The organism is Pantoea sp. X-Soil-TKNS-1207, assembly GCF_059730485.1.
The window spans coordinates 1,002,256-1,021,632 of record NZ_AP035958.1 but is presented as its reverse complement, the minus strand read 5'-3'; the positions used below and the strand labels follow the sequence as shown (position 1 = coordinate 1,021,632).

Below are 19,377 nucleotides of genomic sequence, written 5' to 3'. Positions count from 1 at the left end.
CTTACGATTTCCGGGAACGCAGGTGGCTGAGACTACCATACAAAGATAGCAGCAGAGCGTATTCCTGCGCGTCAAAGAACTGGCAGGTTTCGCGGCCAAACTCTTTTGCCACTTCCACGGCAAATTTCACCGTACTGGCGATATCCACTTCATGGCTGGCCCCGGTGCCACATCCCGGCACCACCGACTCGGCGCAAATCGCCACGCCGACCACCGGCACGTCAGTGGCGGTTGAGGGCTGCAAAATGCTGTTGAGGTGATAAACCCCGTTGCCGTAAGGCGTGATGTCCTGAGTGGTGATCGGAAAAGTCACCGCCGGGCGGCCGCTGGTCATCTCCATGATGCGCAGCAGATCTTCCGACACGCGCAGGATGTAGCCCTCTTTCACCGTCGGCGACAGCGCATACCCTTTGTGGTTGAGGATGCGGTTGCCTTTGGTGGTATCGATGGAGAGGATCGCATCCACGCCAGCGACCACTTCGTTATCGTTCATGGTGACGTCGTCGATGGGCGAATCCATAAAATCCACCGGCTCATGCGGGCGGGTAGGCGCATTCGGGCAGATGTGGGTGGTGACGATCACATCACCGGCCAGTACATCGCCTTTGGTCTGCATCTGCGCCAGCTTTAGCGCGCTGCTGATCGCCGCCACCGCGCCATCGGCGTCGGACACCATGCCGATCCGCGTCGGGCGCGCGCCAATGCCGCCAAGACGGCCAATAATGCCGAGAGTCGGCGCATTGCCGCCCTGGCTTTTACCCTGCGCGCCGGGAATAGCGATGCGCATGAAGTCGGTACGCCCTTTCGGGCCGCTGACGCGTTTCGTCGTGGCGCTGACGCCCGGATAAGCGGCGAACAAATCCACCACCTGCTGACCATCAACAAAGGCGCTATCGAGTAGCTCAAAGACCTGCAATGTCTGCTGTAAACTCATGTTGGATTCCCTGGTTATTTCTTACTGCTACTGGCAAAAAGTGAATGGAAGAAGCTGTAAAGCGCGTCGCCGGCGATAAATCCGGCGGCCATCACCTCCATCGGTGAGCGCCCACGTTCGCCCCACACGCGCAGGATCAGGATGCGCAACGCAATCCCCACCAGCACCGCCCAACCGGCAGCCGCGTTGTTAATCAACAGGCCCGTCGCCAGCAACACCCCGAGCTGACGCTTCGGTCCGCCAATCAGCTGGATGATGGCGCCCGGAATGGCCCAGAACAGCAGGTTGACGGCAATACCCGGCTCGGCCCCGGCCTGAATGGTTTTGGCGTATACGCGTGCCACGGGCGGCAGCAGGTTCTCAGCGAAAAACAGGTTATGGGCGTACCACACCACCGGGATAGCAATCACAAAGGCGATCATCGCGGCAATCAGCTGAATACGGCGGCCCCACAGCTCCTGCTGCACATCCGCACCGTTGCCACGCAGGATAAAGCCCGCTTTCAGGTCGTAACCCATATCGGCAAACGCCGGGCCGGTGGCGGCGGTAAAGCCGCACAGCAGGCACAACGCCAGCGGCGGGAAGCCGAGCAAAATGCCGAGGATCAGGGTAATCAGCGCCACGGCGAAGGCCGGGAACCAGCCGGAGTGCATCGCGGCGATACCGACGATCATCTCGTGAACAAAGGCAGCAAAGGCGGCATAAACGATAAACAGCACCAGCATCGGCAGGCCCATCTGGCTCCACAGCCCGCCCGCCAGCGCCAGCAGCGCCGAAATCACGATATAGCCTGCGGTGCCGAAGCCGAGTGAGCGTTTGACCTCGCTGTCGCTGCGGCTGACATTCACCTCATCGTTACGGCGGCTGCGGATCACCTGTACCACCTGAATCAACGCCACCAGACCGGCGCCGACCATCACGCCATGCGGAATATACAGCGCGTTGATATCAATCCCGGCCACCGGCTGGGCATAAGCGCGCAGCAGAAAGCCGACGCCGAGCATGGTCAGCGCCCAGATATTTCCAATAAACGCGGTGCCAAAGGCCGACATCGGGATCTTCAGCATCGAACCGACGATACCGCCGACAATGCCCACCACCAGCAGCCACGCCTGGCGTCCGCCTTTTTCTCCGGCTTTGATCGCCTCCGCTGCCGCCACACCCGGCGGCCATGCATTGCTGGCGGGAAACACGCGGGTATCGAACAGGCGATACAGCAGATACGCATCCAGCAGCATCGCCGCACTGACGCCGACAAACAGCGGCAGCACCAGCTGCGGCTCGCCCAGCGCCCAGGGCACCGCAATGGGCATCAGCAGGCTATTGGCGGCGCCAAAGGTCGCGGAAGAGATGGCGGTCTGCGCCAGATTCTGCACTTCCACCGAGCGGTAGCGGCGAAACCATTGCAACGGAATACGCGCCAGCAACATGGCAAACAGCGCGCCGATAATTGAGGTATTGGGGGTGACCCCGATGGTGGTAATTAATTGTACGCCAATGATCGCGCCCGCAACGGACAGCAACACCAGCATTAAACCGACGCCGATACTTTTTATTGAATTATGGTGACGCATAGTATTCCCCGTATTTTCACCCTGGCAAAAACGTTATTACGCAACGTCCGACACGCGGAACGACAACGTTGTTTTAATAATCGTTCCCTGACTGTTGAAATAGACAGGTCCGCAGACCTGCTATTTCCCTGGTGTGGCGCGAAGTATTACGCCGTTAAATCAAAACAGGTTATGCGCCATATTTTTCGGCCATCACGGCCGCGGTTGCGCGTAATTCATTGAGCAGCGCCTCTGGATATCCAGGGGCGGCTTCCTGCGAAAGAAAAGAGAGGCAGAGCGCAACGCTTTCACCACGGTGCTTATTGGTGACGGCGACGGCCATTGAGCTGATACCTGGCAGCGCCTCGTTGCGCGCCAGTGCCCAGCCCTGCTGGCGAATGGTCGCCAGCTCGGCGCACAGCGCGTCGAGGTTGAGCGGTGAATTGAGCGATGCGGCAGACCATTCATCGGCAAAGCGGTCGCGCACCGCCTCATCGCTGCTCAGGGCCAGCAATGCGCGCCCGGTTGACGTCCCCGCGGCGGGCATACGGGTGCCCGGCGGCGTAATCAGCTGGGTAAACAGGCGACCGTGATACATGCGCATCACCAGAATATCGTGCCCGTCCAGCATGGAGATGTAGCCCATGCAACCAGTGCTGGCGGCCAGCCGCGCCATCGCGGCCGAGGCGCTGTCCACCAGCGGCGTGGAGAGATAGTGACCGGCTACCGACAGCAGCACGCGCCCAATATGGAAGCAGCGGCTGTCGGGATCGCGCTCCAGCAGCCCCTGGCTCTCCATGGTCGCCAGCAGGCGGGAGACGGTGCTTTTTGGCAGATCCAGCGCCTCAACCACCTCGGTAAAGGTGAGGCCGGGATGCCCCTGTGTCACGCCAAAGCGCTGGAACAACTTAAGCACGGCGGCGGCATTTTCGAGTGTGGTCATGAGGGTAGTTTCATTATGTGGAACTAAGTTCCTGAATCAATACCCCGAAATTAAAACGTCAGGTTTTTATGGTCAAGCGCAAATTTTGTACCGGGTAAAATTCACCGGGAATTAAGGCAGAATAAAATGAGGCGTAAAGTTAAAAGCCAATTATTTTATCGGGCAGGATGAATGAAGCGCAGAAAAGCTGATAAGTTTGTCGCGTCTTTGCAGCGAATTTACGGCATGAGAAAAAAACGGTTAACCACGGGAAGTAATAACTGGCGTCCCTGCCAGCCGATATTACTCTTTTTCCACGTCTTCATAGCGTTGTTTGGCATCCTGCGCTTCAGCTTCAGTTTTATGTTCGCTAATCAGCGAATCCGGACGTGGATGATCGGCGCGTAATTCGTACCAGGTGACGCTGTTACCCGGCGTGCCTTTTTCGACGGCAACAATGCGGGCTTGTCGCGGATAAGGTGGTCTGCTTGGCATACGTATCCCTCTTATGTATCAGGTTTCCACACAGGCAGCAGTAATCCCCTGCCCGTGCCTAAGTATAGACAAACGAGGATCGCTGCAATAAAAAGAGGGAGAATTCTGAGGGAGTTAGCTGGCGCGGGCGAGCGAAAGCGACTGCAAAATCTCTTCAACCACCAGTTCCGGCGACTGCATCGCATTCACTTCATGGTGGGCGGCCTGACGATAAAGGTGCGCACGCTGACGCAGGATATCATCCATCTCTTCGGCAATCGGACGACCAGTTAAGGTTGGACGCTGTGCCGCTTCCGGCTGCCGTTCCAGACGATCGGCCAGTACCGTCGATGGCGCATTCAGCCAGATCACCTGGCCGTGATCGCGCATAAAGCGACAATTCGGTTCCGCCAGCACCATGCCGCCACCGGTGGCGATAATGGTGCAGGCTGCGGTGACCGCTTGCAGTGATTCACTTTCACGCGCACGAAAGCTGTCCCAGCCTTCGGCCGCGACGATTTCTGCGACGCTACGCTGGGTGGTAAGTTGCAGGTGATGATCGGTATCGCGAAAGGCGTAACCCAGCGCCTGCGACAGCGCCTGGCCAATGGTGGTTTTACCGCAACCGCGTGCGCCGATCAGATAGATGGGTAATGACATCCTGGCTCATCCTCCGCCGTTTTATGCCGCACGGGCAACGTCATCAGGTCAATATTGCGTCGCATGATACCTGGATTTCTTTTCATCAGCCACCGGCGAAGCACGATTTACGCGCATTTTGCCCATACAAATCTCTATCGCATTAATTTATAAGCAAAAAATCATGCGAGTTTTGTGCATCATCAAAAGTGTAAGCCTGAGCAACATTTGCTTACCAGGGCGTTGATTTACTTTCTGTCATCTCGCCCGCATATAGTGGGGTAACTCGCAAACGGAGGTTTACCATGCAGAGCGAAGAACAACAGTTAATTGAAAGCCTGTTCAGCCGTCTGAAACAGGCCGAGAGCCAGAGCGGCCCGCGTGATGCCGGCGCTGATCAGTTAATCAAACAGTATTTGCAGTCGCAGCCCGCTGCGCCTTATTACATGTCGCAGGCGATCCTGATTCAGGAAGCGGCGATGAAAAAGCTCAATGCGCAAATCGGTGAGCTGGAAAATCGTCTGGCGCAGGCCCAGCAGCAACAGCAGCAGGCTCCGCAGCAGAGCAGCGGCGGTTTCCTCTCCAGTCTGTTTGGCGGCGGTTCGCGCCCGGCGCAGCAGCCACAGCAGCAGCCGGTATGGAACAGCGCGCCGCCGCAACAGCCTCAGGCACCGCAGCAGCCGCAGTACGCCAGCGCGCCGCCTCCGGCACGCGGCACTGGCTTCCTTGGCGGCGCATTGCAGACCGCCGTCGGTGTGGCCGGTGGGGTGGTGATGGCGGATATGCTGACCAGCATGTTCCACCATTCACAGCCGGAAGAGATCGTGAACATCATCAATGAGCCGCCACTGCCGCAGGTTGATGACAGCCTGAACACCTTTAACAACGGCGATAACGCCTTCCTGAATGACAATGCTGGCGGCTGGGATAACAACTTTGCCGACAACAATGATTTCAGCGACTTCGGTGGCGGTAACGACTTCGACGACGACGACAGCTTTGTCTGAGTTAACGCTGGCGTAGCCACTTATCCAGTTCGTTAGCAAATTGCTGGCGGTCTCGTGGGCTGAGAGCCGACGGGCCGCCGCTTTGAATTCCGCTGGCGCGCATGGTTTCCATAAAATCGCGCATGGTTAACCGCTGACGAATGGTATCCGGTGAATAACGTTCACCGCGTGGATTCAGCGCCGCAGCACCTTTCTCCAGCACTTCCGCCGCCAGCGGGATATCCCCGGTAATCACCAGTTCCCCCGGCTGCACACGTTTGACGATCTCGTTATCGGCCACATCAAATCCCGCCGCAACCTGTACGGTTTTCAGCCAGGGTGAGGGCGGCACGCGCAACGGCTGGTTCGCGACAAAGGTCACCAGGGTTTGCGTGCGCTCAGCAGCACGGTAGAGCACTTCTTTGATGACAGTGGGACAGGCATCGGCATCAACCCAAATCGACATGTTTTATCCTTTCCGCGGTAGTTAACGGTGATCTTGCCGTTCCTGACCGGAATGGCAAATTTAATTTGTTCGTATCCCGCGATACCTTGTTATTCAGGCTGGCTGACGTAAGCTAACCGCTACAGAAAATCGAACCATCTAAAGGATAACGCGATGCTGGAGAAGAAAATTGGGTTTATTGGCGCCGGTAATATGGCGAAAGCGATCATCAGCGGACTGGTGAACAGCGGGCAAATCGCGCCAGCCAACATCTGGGTTTTTGACCGCAAACCCGCCACCAATCAGGCGCTGCCGCAACAGTACGGCGTGACCGCCGCCGACAGCGCAGAAAGCCTGGCGCGGGAAGTCGACATCCTGTTCGGCGCGGTGAAACCCAATGTGATTCTCAAGGTGTTGAAAGATCTGTCAGGCCAGCTGAAGAAAGAGGCGCTGGTGGTGTCGATTGCCGCTGGCGTGACGCTGGATTCACTGGCGACGGTGCTGGGCCACGATCGTAAAATCATCCGCGTGATGCCGAATACGCCGTCGCTGGTCAATGAAGGCATGACGTCAGTAACGCCCAACGTGCTGGTTGAGCAGCCTGAAATCGACGAAGTGGTGGCGATTTTTGAGAGCTTCGGTAAAGCCGCCGTGGTGAGCGAATATCTGATTCACGCGGTGGTTGGCGTCAGCGGTTCCGCCCCGGCGTATGTGTTTATGTTTATTGAAGCGATGGCCGATGCGGCTGTGCTCGGCGGGATGCCGCGTGCGCAGGCGTATCAGTTTGCGGCGCAGGCGGTGAAGGGATCGGCGCAGATGGTGCTGGAAACCGGCAAACACCCTGGCGAACTGAAAGATATGGTCTGTTCACCGGGCGGCACCACCATCGAGGCGGTGAAAGTGCTGGAAGAGAAAGGGTTCCGTGCGGCCGTGATCGAGGCGATGCAGCAGTGCATGAAAAAGTCGGAAGCGCTGAGTAAACTTTAGTTTTTTCATAGGCTTTGATACGCGATGCTCGCGTCGCAGAGACTCAGAACTGGACCCTGCCGATGAATTTTCAGCCAGCTGACAACGGCTGAAGTGAAGGTGTAATATCGGGGGGCATCGTCAGGATACGATGATTATGATGGCTGCCTTCACCGGCAGCCGGAAAATGCGACCAGTCGGAAGGAAAAGCCCATGATTTCAGGAAATGCGATCCGTAAACAGGTTACTGCCCGTATCTCTTTCACTTCAAGCCAATCCCCCCAACCCACGACCGTTGCGCGAAATATCCAATCCCTGCAACGCACGCCAACGACGCCGCTGAGTCTGTCTTCGCAACCCACCCGCCAGCGTTCTGCAACGTCAACACTCATCCCCTCACTCACCAGAAATGCACCCAGCTCGCTGACGAATTATGCGCCGATAAGTCCCATGCTGGTGCAGCCCAAAAGAATGCATGATCAGATGTCACCTCCTCTGGCATTGGCGTCCAGCAGTCGCGCGCAGATACCCTGTCCTGATAAAACCAGGCCGCTGAGAAAAACCGGGGCTATCAAATGCGTTAAGCCCAAAAAGAGCATTAATTTCAAAGACGACGAAGATTATAAACCCCCAAGAAAATTTGTTATGCCGGCAGAAAAAAACCCAGGGCCGGATTTAACCGAAAAAGATATCAATCGTCTGGTGACAGAATCCGATGAGCATCTGAAGCTGTTGAAAATTATCGGACACTATAATGCCGGTGTGTTTGGTTTTAGTCATGACAATATTCCCAAGGTCGACGGGAAGCGGATGGCAATAAAGAGTTTTGACCTGTTTGTTGATCGATTGATCTATGCCGGGCTGGTGACTGCCGAGTGTGGACATGAAAGAGTCAGACTGACGCCTGTCGGAATCGCAAAATTTAACGAGATGCTAGCCGAGGACGCAGAAAAGCTCCGCCCCCTGATTTAACCGCTACCCTGCGTGGCGGGTTCGCCACGCAGGCGTGTTGATAACCTATCCCTGATACGCCTCAAATAACGCGATCCCCTGCCCCAGCGTCATCGGATGCTGCATATGCTCCACCAAAGCCGCCGTCAGGGTATACATCCCAGCTGAACATACCGCCGCCAGCCTGCCCTGCTGAACGTAAAAAGCGATAAAGCGTTTGTCCTGTAGCGATCCCAGCAGACGCATGTCATCCCACTCGTCGGCATGACCAAGATACTCATAGCGCGTGCCGTAGTGCGCCGTCCAGAAGAACGGGACGCGGTCGTATAACACCCCTTTACCCAGCATATTCAGCGCGGCAATGCGCCCCTGCTGTTCCGCGACGCGAAAATGCTCAATGCGCTGCGGCCCCTGCTGGGTGGGGTAACTGGCGATATCGCCCGCCGCCCAGATATTCTTCGCCACGCGTAGCTGGCTATCGGTTTTCAGGCTGCCATCCTTCAGCTGCGGCAGATCGTGCACGAATCCGCTATTGGGCTGCACGCCAGTGGCAAACAACACCTGCTGCGCCGCAAGGGTTTTGCCGCTTTTCAGCCGCACTCCGCTGACCTGACCTTCGCCCTCCAGCGCTGCCGGTTCACCCTCAACGAATTTCACCCCATTGCTGCGGTGCAACTCGTAAAAATGGCGGCCAATCTCCTCACCAAACTGCGCCGCAAACGGCAGCGCATGGCGCGCCACCACCGTGACATCAATATCGCGATTGCGCAGCGCACCAGCCATCTCCATGCCGATAAAGCTGTTGCCGATAATCACCAGCTGCTGGCTGTCATCGACGGCATTGAGTAGCTCCCCGGTCTGCGTCCGCGTACGAAGCAGATGCACACCGCCGAGATCGTGACCGGGAATATCAAGCGGCTGCGGGAATGCACCGCTGGCAATCAGCAACTGGTCAAAAGCCAGCGTCTCGCCGTTCGCCAGCTTAAGCTGCTGCTGCGCGACATCCAGTGCTTCCACCTGCCCGCTAACGCGCACAACCGATTTCAGCACCTCAGGTTTCAGCAGGCGCGGCACATCTTCCAGCGCCATTTTGCCGGACGGCACAAATTTACTCAGCGCGGTGCGATCATAAGGGGCATCGGCCTCACGCTCGACCAGCACCAGCTTGCCTTTAAATCCCTCCTGACGCAGCGTCCAGATGGCCGCGCTGCCTGCCGCACCGGCACCCAGCACCACGCACACCGGCGTGTCAGCGGCGGCGGCGGGTGTGCTGGCTGACGACATCGCCTGGGGATTGACCAGCACCTTGCCCTGTTCAATACGTACCGGATAGTTCTTTAAATCCGCCAGCGCCAGCGGCTCGCACATTTTCCCGTCCTGCAACTCAAACACCGCTTTGTGCCACGGACATACCAGCTTGTTGCCGCACACCGCGCCCTGTTCCAGCGGCGCCCCGGCGTGCGGGCACTTGGCCTGCAACGCATGGACGCGATCGCCTTCGCGGATCAGCAACACATCGGTATCCCCGACGGTAAATTTGCTCGGTTTGCGCTCTTTCAGCGCCTTAAGTTCGACGACAGTTTGATAGCTCACAGATGACCTCCTTGCGGGTTTCAGACTTATTCAGCTAAATCCATACAAAGAGTAAGTGTGGCAAAACTCAGCCAGTTGGCAGGCAGAATAAAATAGTGCGACGGATAACGTGCTGTTTACCCGTTATTTTTGCAGGGAATTAAAATGTAATAAAACGAATATGCTGGGGGATTAATAAGCGGCCCGCAGGCCGCTGCGGAGAAATTAACTCTTTTTCAGGCACGAGCTCATAAAGGTTTTACGTGCATCACCGCTCAGTTTTTTATCACCGGCTTCGGTGTTACAGGTTTTCATCTTCATTTGCTGTGGGGTCATACTGCCCATCTTGCTGTCTTTTTTCAGACAGCTGCTCATAAAGCTTTTACGTGCATCGCCTTTCAGATTTTGCGACGACGCATGTTGATTACACATGGTCATTTTTTCCTGCTGCGCGGTTTTCTCTGCCGCACCCGCGCTACCAGCCAGCAGCAGACCTGCTGCCATCATTGCCAAAAGATACGATTTCATTGCACCTTCTCCATAGAGTTATCGCCTGATAAGTCTGGCATGAGATAAGCAAAGCAGAAAAAAATATAATGAAAAACGCCTGTGGCGATCACAGGCGCGGGTGAAATCAGACGCGGGGGTGGTTAAGCAGCCTCTCAACATAATTACGCAGCAAGGTAACATCGGGCGATACCTCCTGCTGCACAACTGGCGCCATTGCGCTTTCAATACCTGTCGCTATGGCATTTAACTGTTCCGGTTCAAGTTTACGCAACATTGCCGTCAGCACAATTTCCAGTGCCTCAACCTGGACCACTAACTCTTTAGACTCTTCTTCTTTTTCAGCCAGCCTAAGCAGGAGTTCCGCAATCAGATTTTTCATGCGACCAACTCAATTAGTTGAGGGAAATGCTGACGTTAGCATTGAGCAGAATAAAACAACAGGGATTTTTGCGGGATCCTGATAACACGATGAAAAAAGAGGAAGGCGGTAAAACTCAGCGCAGAATTTTATTATTAAACGGCGAAACGTTTCTCTGAAAAATAACACTTGAGTGAAACGTTTCGCGCGTAAAGCACTAATTAACGTCAGACGCTAATTACGTCATGATCCATAAATCAATGACCCGGACCACCACCATGACCGCCCCAGCCACCACCATGACCACCCCAACCGCCACCACCACCCGGAGGCGGGAAGATACAACCGCTCAGCGCGGTCACCAATGCCACAACGGCTGCGAGTTTAATAATACGGACCATAATTACCTCAGGATGGAAAAATCGGGCTGAGTGTATGAGCCGCCGCGGCGCCCGACAATACAGAATTCTCCGCATCCCGGCGCTATTCATCTCCGCTCACCATGCTTAACAAATAACTGGCACTACACCAGGAGAAAACAAACAGATGCGCAATGAGTGTGCGCTTAAATCCTGCCCGATAGTGCACCGCAGCGCTTTACAGTTGCCGCGATTTCACGCAATGTGAGCGCATTACAATTAATGAGATACCCTTATGACATCTGCTGCTGTTGCCCTCAGTGATATTCTGGCGCGTCGTGACTGGGAAAACCCGGTTATCACCAGTCTGAACCGGCTGGATGCGCACCCGCCGTTTTCCAGCTGGCGCGATGAACAGGCGGCGCGCGACGATCGCCCCTCTCCTTCGCGCCAGTGTCTGAATGGTGCATGGACCTTCAGCTATTTCAACCGGCCGGAAGCCGTACCGCCTGGCTGGCTGTTGCAGGATCTGCCCGATGCGGCCACCCTTGCCGTACCGGCAAACTGGCAGCTGCATGGCTATGACGCGCCGATCTACACCAACGTTCAATACCCGATCCCGGTCAATCCACCGTTCGTTCCGGCAGAAAACCCCACCGGATGTTACTCGCTCACATTCAGGGTGGACGACAGCTGGCTGCGCCAGGGACAGACACGCATCATTTTTGATGGCGTCAACTCAGCCTTCTTTCTATGGTGCAACGGCCAGTGGATCGGCTATTCACAGGACAGCCGCCTGCCCGCCGAATTCGATCTCAGCGCGGTACTGCAACCGGGCGATAACCGGCTGGCGGTAATGGTGCTGCGCTGGAGCGACGGCAGCTATCTGGAAGATCAGGATATGTGGCGGATGAGCGGTATTTTCCGCGACGTCTCCCTGCTGCATAAGCCCAGCACGCAACTGGCCGATGTACAGATTGAAACCGCGCTTAGCCCGGAATATATCCGTGGCGACCTGCGCGTCAGCGTGAAGATCCATGCCGCCCCCCGTCCCCTGAGCCAGTGCCGGTTGCGCCTCAGTCTGTGGCGTGGCGCAACGCTGATTGGCGAACATCAGCAGGCACCGGGCAGCGCCGTTATTGATGAGCGCGGTCACTACCCGGAGCGCGCCCTGCTGGTGCTGCCAGTCAGCCAGCCGCTGCTGTGGAGCGCCGAAACGCCGCATCTCTATCGCGCCGTGGTGTCGCTGCTTGATGAACAGGGCAATCTGCTGGAGGCGGAGGCCTATGATGTCGGCTTCCGTCGGGTGGCGATTGAGAACGGCCTGCTGTGTCTGAATGGTCAGCCCCTGCTGATTCGCGGCGTCAACCGCCATGAACACCACCCGGAAAACGGTCAGGTGGTGGATGAAGCCAGTATGCGGCGCGATATCGAACTGATGAAACGCCACAACTTTAACGCCGTGCGCTGCGCCCATTATCCTAACCATCCGCTGTGGTATCGCCTGTGCGATGAATACGGTTTGTATGTGGTTGATGAGGCGAATATCGAAACCCACGGTATGCAGCCGATGAATCGCCTGTCGGACGATCCGCGCTGGTTCGCGGCCTGGAGCGAACGCGTAACGCGCATGGTGCAGCGCGACCGCAATCATCCCTGCATCATTATCTGGTCGCTGGGCAATGAATCCGGCCACGGCAGCACCCACGATGCGCTGTACCGGTGGGTGAAAAGTAGCGATCCCACACGGCCGGTGCAGTATGAAGGGGGCGGCGCGAATACCGCCGCCACCGATATTGTCTGCCCGATGTATGCCCGCGTCGATCAGGATCAGCCCTTCCCGGCGGTGCCGAAATGGTCGCTGAAAAAGTGGATTGGTCTGCCGGGCGAAACCCGTCCGCTGATTCTGTGCGAATACGCCCACGCGATGGGCAACAGCTTTGGCGGCTTCGCCAAATACTGGCAGGCATTTCGTCAGTTCCCGCGTTTGCAGGGCGGCTTCGTCTGGGATTGGGTTGACCAGAGCCTGACGCGCTACGATGAGCAGGGCCAGCCGTGGCAGGCGTATGGCGGTGATTTTGGTGACACGCCGAATGACCGTCAGTTTTGCATGAACGGATTGGTGTTTGCCGACCGCTCGCCGCATCCGGCGCTGTTCGAAGCGCAGCGTGCACAGCAGTTCTTCCAGTTCGCGCCAGACGAACGCGATCCTTACCGTTTTACCGTCAGTAGCGACTATCTGTTCCGCCATAGCGACAACGAAGTGCTGCGCTGGTCGATTGAGCAGGATGGTCAGCCGCGCGCGCAGGGCGAACTGCCCCTCGATCTTGCGCCACGCGGCAGCCAGACCTTCACCCTGCCGGAGATGACGGATTTGCAGGGCGATTGCTGGCTCAATCTGGCGGTGTATCAGGTGCAGGCAACGCCCTGGTCAGAAGCCGATGCGCGCGTCGCCTGGCAGCAATGGGCGCTGCCGTCGGCCCTGCCCGCCCGCACGCTGGCCAACAGCGAACCGGCGCCGCTGATTGAATCCAATCACAATCTGGTTGCGGTGATCCTGCCTGCCCAGCGCTGGCATTTTTCCCGCCGCAGCGGCGAGCTGGTGCAGTGGTTTGTCAATGATGAGGAGACGCTGCTGACGCCGTTGCAGGATTGCTTTATCCGCGCCCCGCTGGATAACGACATTGGCACCAGCGAGGCCGCCAACGTCGATCCTCATGCCTGGGTCGAGCGCTGGAAACGCGCCGGGTATGACCAGCTGGAACCGCAGCTGATTGAGATGGAGATCGATAGCCTGAAGCACAGCGTGCAGATTGAAACGCTGCATCAGTGGCTGTTTAACGGAGAGCTGATATTTACCAGCCGCAAACGCTACCAGATTCGCGGCAACGGCGAGCTGACTATCGAAAGCGATGTGACGCAGGCGGCTGGTCTGCCGCCTCCGGCGCGCATTGGCTTGCGCTGTCAGCTGGCGCACGTCCCGCAACAGGTAAGCTGGCTGGGGCTGGGACCGCATGAAAACTATCCCGATCGCCAGCTGGCGGCGCAGTTCTCGCGCTGGCAGCTGCCGCTGGCGGCGATGCGCACCGACTACGTGTTTCCGGGGGAAAATGGTTTACGCGGCGGCACCCGTCAGCTCGATACCGGCAGCTGGCAGGTGAGCGGAGATTTTGCCTTTTCGCTCAGCCCGCACAGCCTGGAGCAGCTGCGCAGCTGCTCGCATCGCCATCTGTTGCGGCCGGAAGCGGGCTGCTGGTTGCATCTCGACGGCTTCCACATGGGAGTGGGCGGTGATGATTCCTGGAGTCCGAGCGTCAGCCCGGAGTTTTTGCTTTCCCGGCAGCGCTGGCATTACGCGCTGACGTTGCGTCAGTAGTCTGGTCTTCCGCATCACGCTGACTCACCGGCTGGGTCAGCGTGGTTTTTGGGCGACGATAGAAGCGGCGCAGCAGCAGCACATTGATCAGCACCACCATCGCCGTCGCGAAGAACACCCAACGATAACCGGCGGCCGCAGAAACGGCGGCCCCGAGCATCGGACCCGCCACATTCCCCAGGTACATAAACGACTGGTTATAACCGAAGATCCGCCCGGTAACGTTATCGCGTGAATGGCGCACCAGCAGCGTTTGCACCGCAGGCATCATCGCGCCATCGGCAAAACCCAGCAGGAAACGCAGCACGCCGAGCTGGGTGGCGCTGGTAACAAACGACATGGCGGTGAGCAGCACCAGCGAGGTGATCATGGTGGCGATCAGAATGCGCTGGGTGCCGATGCGGTCCCCCAGCTTGCCGAGACGCGGCGCGGAAATCAGCGCCGAAATGCCCGGCAGCGCAGCGATAAATCCACTGAGGAAGGCGATATTTTGTGCGTCAGGGGCCAGCTCGCGGACAAACAGCGTCAGAATCGGGTTTACCGATCCGTTGCACATCTGGATCACCATAGTAGTGACAAACAGGCACACCATCAGACGCGGATTGTCGAGGCTGCGAAACACCTCGCGGCCGCTCAGCTTGTCCTGTTTGCTGACCGGGGTGTAGCCGGTTTCTTTAATCAGGAACAGCGTCACCAGAAAGCTGATCAGCAGCAGCGCCGCGGTGACGATAAACACCAGGCGCAGGCCGAGCCAGTCCGCCAGCAGGCCGCCAATCATCGGCCCGAGGATCACCCCGCCAATCTGACCGGTTGCCACGCAGCTCAGCGCCCAGCCGCTGCGATCGCGCGGCACCTGCGCCGCCACCAGCGCCATGGCATTAGGAATATAACCGGAAGTCAGCCCCATCAGCGCACGCAGCAGCAGCAGTTGCCAGGCGTGGGTTACAAAGGCCTGCAACAGAATCACCGCCCCCATACCGAAGGAGGCACGCAACAGCATCAGCTTGCGTCCTTTGCGATCCGCCAGGCTGCCCCACAACGGCGCGACCGCCGCAGAAATGACAAAGGTGATACTGAAGGTCAGCCCCGACCACAGGCTCAGCGCGTTCCCCCCGCTGACGCCGAGATGTTCGATATACAGCGGCAGAAACGGGATGATCTGGCTAATCGCCAGTCCGGTAAAAAAACACCCAAACCAGACCGAGATCAGGTTGATTTTCCAGGGTTCGACGGAGCGTAACATGAGAGAGCACATCAAAAATGAAATGAGGGTTCAGTCTAACAATCCCATAACATTGCTGGACGGCAAAACATGGCATAGGGATAAAAACGCAGTTTTTTGCTGTGCAGCCAGCTTCTGTGCACAGCAAATATTACGCAGAGTACGATTCACAGCCGGTTAATGTGCAAAAACATTGTGGGATTCACTTTCCCTCATTATGCACGGCTCAAAACGTGAAAAAATATTACGGCCGGTTACTGACATTTTTTCATCACGCATCTATGTTTAAAAAACCACCAGCTGCCGCTGGCGGATCGCTGCCCGTTCTGGGCAGTTTGATGCTTAACCTAACATCTTCCCGCGGTTGCCTGTCACCGGCGGCGGGCATCGTTGTCTCTGCGGAGGTCAGCCATGAGAGTGCATCCCAATAGCGCCAGTCGGGCAATTACCGATTATTTTAATAGCCCGGCATGGCATGCGCCGCACGAGAGCGACCTGCTGGCAGCCATTATGCGCGAGCTGATGGATGACGGGCAGCCCGCCACCAGTAAAGCGGTGATTGCCAGGGTGATTGCCAAACTGGAATTTGAAGGGGATGAGCAACGGCTGCAAAGCTATCGCAATCTGCTGACGCAACTGCTGGAATCGCGCACCAAAGAATAAAAAAATTCCCGCCGAAGCGGGAAGAAACAAGACGAGCATTGCATATTCGAGAGTGACGAGGAAATCTCCTTAATGCGCAGCTATCCTCGCCCGGCGCTGTGACAGCCCGATGACAATGCCATGTCTGTTTGATGTTATCCGCAGTAGACCTTGCTGATCTTGCCACTCTGGTCGGCCATAAAATTAATGCGACGCAGATTGAAATCCATGGTGACCGCAGAATTCCATGGAATGGCGCGCACCGGCACGTCAAAACGCTTGTCGCTCAGCGCCGATAACGGCTGGCCGACATAGTTCTGGTACTGGGATGCGCCACACATATCGTTTTCCGCGTCCTGGGATGTGCTGGCGTGGGTGTCGGGTTTGGTCGCGGACTGGCAGGCGGTCAGGGCAAAAAGTCCCATCACCAGCAGCGCTTTTCCATAATGTTTCACGTTTTTCTCCTCCTGGATAATTCAGACAACCGGGTGCCCGAGAGTAGCAAAGCGTGCCTGCGATACAAAAATTTTTCTATCAGATATGTCGCACAAAAAGCGCGTCAAACGGCGATTTCCTGCACAAGTTCTCGGATTAATCACACAATTTGCCCCGCTTTTGCCGCCGCCAGTTGTGATAATTACCTAAGATTATTCTGAGGTGATAATGATGGAACTGGCAATTTTTATCGGCTTTGCGATTGTGATGACCTGGGTGGCCGTCAGAGTCCGTTAAGCCCGCACACTTATCCTTGTTCAGTCAGCAGCGCTTTGAACGCCGCCAGCGGCATTGGCCGCCCAAGAAAGTAGCCCTGCCCTTCTTCGCACGACAGCACTTTCAGCTCGTTCAACTGCGCTTCGGTCTCAATACCTTCGGCGGTGATGGTTAACGCGAAGGCGCGCGCCAGCGCCACAATCCCCGCCACCACCGATTGCGCCTGCTGCGATTCGGGGAACTCTTTCATCCACGAACGATCAATCTTCAGGCCGTTAAACGGGAAGGTTTTCAGATAGCCCAGCGCCGCATAGCCGGTGCCGAAATCATCGACGGTCAAACGCACCCCCAGCGCGCGCAGCCCCTGCATAATCTCCAGAGCGCGTACCGGGTTCTCAAAGGTGATGTTTTCGGTGATCTCCAGCTCCAGCCGGGTGGCTGATAAACCGCTGACTTCCAGCGCACAGGCCACGCGCTGCACCAGATCGCTGGTGCGAAACTCCACCGGCGAAATATTGACGGAGACATAACGCTGATCGCCCCAGTCTCGCGCATCCAGACAGGCGCGCATCAGCACCCAATCGCTGATAGCCATAATCAAACCGTTCTCTTCCGCCAGCGGGATAAAGCGGTCCGGGGTGATCCACTTATCCTCTGCCACCTGCCAGCGAATCAAGGCTTCAGCGCCCGCCAGCTGCCCCGTCTGCAACTGATAGCGCGGCTGGTAATGCAGGCTGAACGCCTCGTCTTTAAGTGCGATTTCAATCGCCTGCACCATCTCGCGTTTCGACTGCAAATGGCTCGCCATCTCATTGGAGTACCATACCCACTGATTGCGCCCGGCAGCCCGCGCCTGTCCGAGGGCGATATCCGCCAGCCGCAGCAGCGCTTCCGGATGGCTGGCATCCTGCGGCGCGCACACGATGCCCATACTGGCCGTCAGACTCAGCTGATGCGATCCGCTCAGCACCGGCTGATGCACCGCGCGCTGCAATGCACGGCAGCGATACTCCACCCCGGCACGCGAGGCTTCACGCATGATTAAGATAAATTCGTCACCGCCCAGCCGCGCGGCCAGTTCATGCGCCCCCATCAGGCTTTGTAAACGCTGCGAGACCTGGTTCAGCACCGCATCCCCCACCGTATGGCCCCAGGTGTCGTTGATCGGTTTGAACTGATCGAGATCGAGGCTGATGACAATCAGCGGATCGTCATCCGTCGCCTGAAGCAGATGCGCCGTGAGGTACTCCTGCAACTGCATACGGTTTGCCAGCCCGGTCAGCATGTCGTGGCGCGACAGGAACTGAATGCGCGCCTGCGCATCCACTTCAGTGGTGATGTCCGAAACCGTGCCGCGAAAGCCGGAACGCAACCCGTTGCGACGAATCGGTTTCGCCATCAGTTGCCCGATGCGACGATCGCCCGCAGCCGACATAAACTGGCAGCGCAGCGGCACACGCTGCACATCCTCCTGCTGGCGCATCAGCCACGCCACCAGCGAATGGCTGGGATGGCTGAGCAGATGGTCGAGATGGCGCCCAAGCCAGCGCCTCACCTCATGACCAGTGACCTCGGTAAAACGCGCCGAGAGATAACACAGGCGGCCCTGATCGTCGGTTTCCCAAATCCAGTCGGACGCCGCTTCCGCCAGGTCGCGAAAACGCTCCTCGCTGTTGGCCAGTTCGCGCTGGCTGATGGCCAGCATCTCAAAGCGACGATCGGAAAGTACCGCGTTATACAGCGCATGACGGATCACCCGGCGCGTCACCAGCGCAATCGCCAGCGCCGTCAGCAATAGCAGCGGCAGCAGCAGCCAAATCAGTCTCATGCCTGGATATTTGCCCTGCCAGCGGATCACCACCGGTTCACCGCCGAATACCGGTTCAACCATGCGCGGTTCACTCAACGCATCGTCCGCATTGAGAGGCGCACGCGGCTCAAGCACATCCAGCGCTTTGCCCAGCGTCTGGAGCTTGGATGGGGTAAAGATATTGACGAACACCATCACCGATGGCGGGCCGGGAATCGTCGGCAGGTTGGGAAGTTTGCCGGGGGTAATGGGTGCGGCAACCACCAGCGCGGGCTGATGATTGACCAGCGCGTTGCGCGCGATGGCATCGTGCGACAGCTTGCGCGCCGTCGCCAGCAGCGCTGAGGTTTGCGCCCCCAGCCAGCTTTCCAGCGTAATATCCACCAGCTCGCCGTTAACCACCGCATAACGCGTCTTGCCGCTGCCATCGATCACGAATACCCCGTCATAGTGGTACTCTTTGTACAGCCCCGGCCCGAAGTTCTCCTCGTCATACGCCCAGACTTTATCGACCTTCAGATGCAGGTTCTTATAACCATCCCCCCAGAAGGCATAGTCGCGAACGTCGATCATCATCTCCTGCTGCTCTGCCCGCCATGCCTGGCGCATCAGCATCTCGTCATGCACGATCGATTCGTTGTTTTGATGATGGGCGATCATCAGCACCATCAGCATTGAGAGCATCAGTACACCAAACAATAGGGCAGTCAGCGTACGCAGGCTGCGACGCGTCACCCGTACCGTATGTGCTTCCATGTTGGCCCTGGTATGACGGTGTAACTCAGAATTCATGCGCAATGCTCGCGAAAACGGACAACGGAATGGGGGCACAGGCCGCGGATTAATGATGCAGCTGCACCCTGTAATGGTTTTTTCGGTTATCGGCTCGGTAAGCGGCAGATTTAGCCCAATGGCAGAATATTTGAGCAGCAGAAATCTGCGCGCCG

The 19,377-nt window shown here is 57.4% G+C and carries 17 protein-coding genes; 5 read left to right on the top strand and 12 right to left on the bottom strand.

Annotation, left to right across the window (positions count from 1 at the left end; genetic code table 11):
* Position 1: 1 nt before the first annotated feature.
* From AC6I8V_RS04605 to aroL, 5 genes are all read right to left on the bottom strand, one after another.
* Positions 2-934, bottom strand: coding sequence for a DUF1177 domain-containing protein (locus tag AC6I8V_RS04605; RefSeq protein WP_497844746.1), 933 nt, complete (start codon positions 932-934; stop codon positions 2-4).
* A gap of 14 nt (positions 935-948) precedes the next feature.
* Positions 949-2,508, bottom strand: a complete 1,560-nt coding sequence (locus tag AC6I8V_RS04600) for an OPT/YSL family transporter (protein ID WP_497844745.1) — start codon at positions 2,506-2,508, stop codon at positions 949-951.
* Positions 2,509-2,677: 169 nt separating this feature from the next.
* A complete protein-coding gene (locus AC6I8V_RS04595; RefSeq protein WP_497844744.1) occupies positions 2,678-3,430 on the bottom strand; it encodes an IclR family transcriptional regulator in 753 nt (250 codons plus the stop codon).
* A 282-nt stretch (positions 3,431-3,712) separates the two neighbouring features.
* Complete coding sequence (locus tag AC6I8V_RS04590) at positions 3,713-3,904, bottom strand: YaiA family protein (protein WP_497844743.1); 192 nt, start codon at positions 3,902-3,904, stop codon at positions 3,713-3,715.
* A gap of 114 nt (positions 3,905-4,018) precedes the next feature.
* Positions 4,019-4,543 carry a shikimate kinase AroL gene (aroL, locus tag AC6I8V_RS04585; RefSeq protein ID WP_497844742.1) on the bottom strand — a complete coding sequence of 175 codons (525 nt, stop codon included), beginning with the start codon at positions 4,541-4,543 and terminating at the stop codon, positions 4,019-4,021.
* A 284-nt stretch (positions 4,544-4,827) separates the two neighbouring features.
* Between aroL and AC6I8V_RS04580 the strand changes: the two genes are divergently transcribed.
* On the top strand, positions 4,828-5,529 hold the full coding sequence (locus AC6I8V_RS04580) for a DUF2076 domain-containing protein (RefSeq protein WP_497844741.1): 702 nt from the start codon (positions 4,828-4,830) through the stop codon (positions 5,527-5,529).
* Position 5,530: 1 nt separating this feature from the next.
* Here the strand turns inward: AC6I8V_RS04580 and AC6I8V_RS04575 are convergent, their stop codons facing one another.
* Positions 5,531-5,974, bottom strand: a complete 444-nt coding sequence (locus AC6I8V_RS04575; RefSeq protein WP_497844740.1) for a YaiI/YqxD family protein — start codon at positions 5,972-5,974, stop codon at positions 5,531-5,533.
* Between the two features lie 153 nt (positions 5,975-6,127).
* Here AC6I8V_RS04575 and proC point away from each other — a divergent pair, with 153 nt between their 5' ends.
* Positions 6,128-6,940 (top strand): pyrroline-5-carboxylate reductase, encoded by an 813-nt coding sequence (gene proC, locus AC6I8V_RS04570; RefSeq protein ID WP_497844739.1) that lies wholly within the window; start codon positions 6,128-6,130, stop codon positions 6,938-6,940.
* A gap of 192 nt (positions 6,941-7,132) precedes the next feature.
* Entirely contained in the window at positions 7,133-7,891 is a 759-nt protein-coding gene (locus AC6I8V_RS04565; protein WP_497844738.1) for a hypothetical protein, read from the top strand.
* Between the two features lie 45 nt (positions 7,892-7,936).
* On the opposite strand, the gene AC6I8V_RS04560 is transcribed toward AC6I8V_RS04565, so the two are convergent.
* From AC6I8V_RS04560 to iraP, 3 genes are all read right to left on the bottom strand, one after another.
* A complete protein-coding gene (locus AC6I8V_RS04560; protein WP_497844736.1) occupies positions 7,937-9,463 on the bottom strand; it encodes an FAD-dependent oxidoreductase in 1,527 nt (508 codons plus the stop codon).
* Between the two features lie 204 nt (positions 9,464-9,667).
* Entirely contained in the window at positions 9,668-9,970 is a 303-nt protein-coding gene (locus tag AC6I8V_RS04555; RefSeq protein WP_497844735.1) for a PsiF family protein, read from the bottom strand.
* Between the two features lie 106 nt (positions 9,971-10,076).
* On the bottom strand, positions 10,077-10,331 hold the full coding sequence (gene iraP, locus AC6I8V_RS04550; protein WP_497844734.1) for an anti-adapter protein IraP: 255 nt from the start codon (positions 10,329-10,331) through the stop codon (positions 10,077-10,079).
* A gap of 633 nt (positions 10,332-10,964) precedes the next feature.
* Here iraP and AC6I8V_RS04545 point away from each other — a divergent pair.
* Entirely contained in the window at positions 10,965-14,045 is a 3,081-nt protein-coding gene (locus AC6I8V_RS04545) for a beta-galactosidase (protein ID WP_497844733.1), read from the top strand.
* Here the strand turns inward: AC6I8V_RS04545 and AC6I8V_RS04540 are convergent.
* A complete protein-coding gene (locus tag AC6I8V_RS04540; RefSeq protein ID WP_497844732.1) occupies positions 13,984-15,288 on the bottom strand; it encodes a multidrug efflux MFS transporter in 1,305 nt (434 codons plus the stop codon). The genes AC6I8V_RS04545 and AC6I8V_RS04540 overlap by 62 nt on opposite strands.
* Positions 15,289-15,678: 390 nt before the next feature.
* Between AC6I8V_RS04540 and AC6I8V_RS04535 the strand changes: the two genes are divergently transcribed.
* Entirely contained in the window at positions 15,679-15,930 is a 252-nt protein-coding gene (locus AC6I8V_RS04535; RefSeq protein ID WP_497844731.1) for a biofilm development regulator YmgB/AriR family protein, read from the top strand.
* Positions 15,931-16,064: 134 nt separating this feature from the next.
* On the opposite strand, the gene AC6I8V_RS04530 is transcribed toward AC6I8V_RS04535, so the two are convergent.
* A complete protein-coding gene (locus AC6I8V_RS04530) occupies positions 16,065-16,364 on the bottom strand; it encodes an I78 family peptidase inhibitor (protein WP_497844730.1) in 300 nt (99 codons plus the stop codon).
* Between the two features lie 287 nt (positions 16,365-16,651).
* Positions 16,652-19,186 (bottom strand): bifunctional diguanylate cyclase/phosphodiesterase, encoded by a 2,535-nt coding sequence (locus AC6I8V_RS04525; RefSeq protein ID WP_497844729.1) that lies wholly within the window; start codon positions 19,184-19,186, stop codon positions 16,652-16,654.
* Positions 19,187-19,377 lie beyond the last annotated feature (191 nt).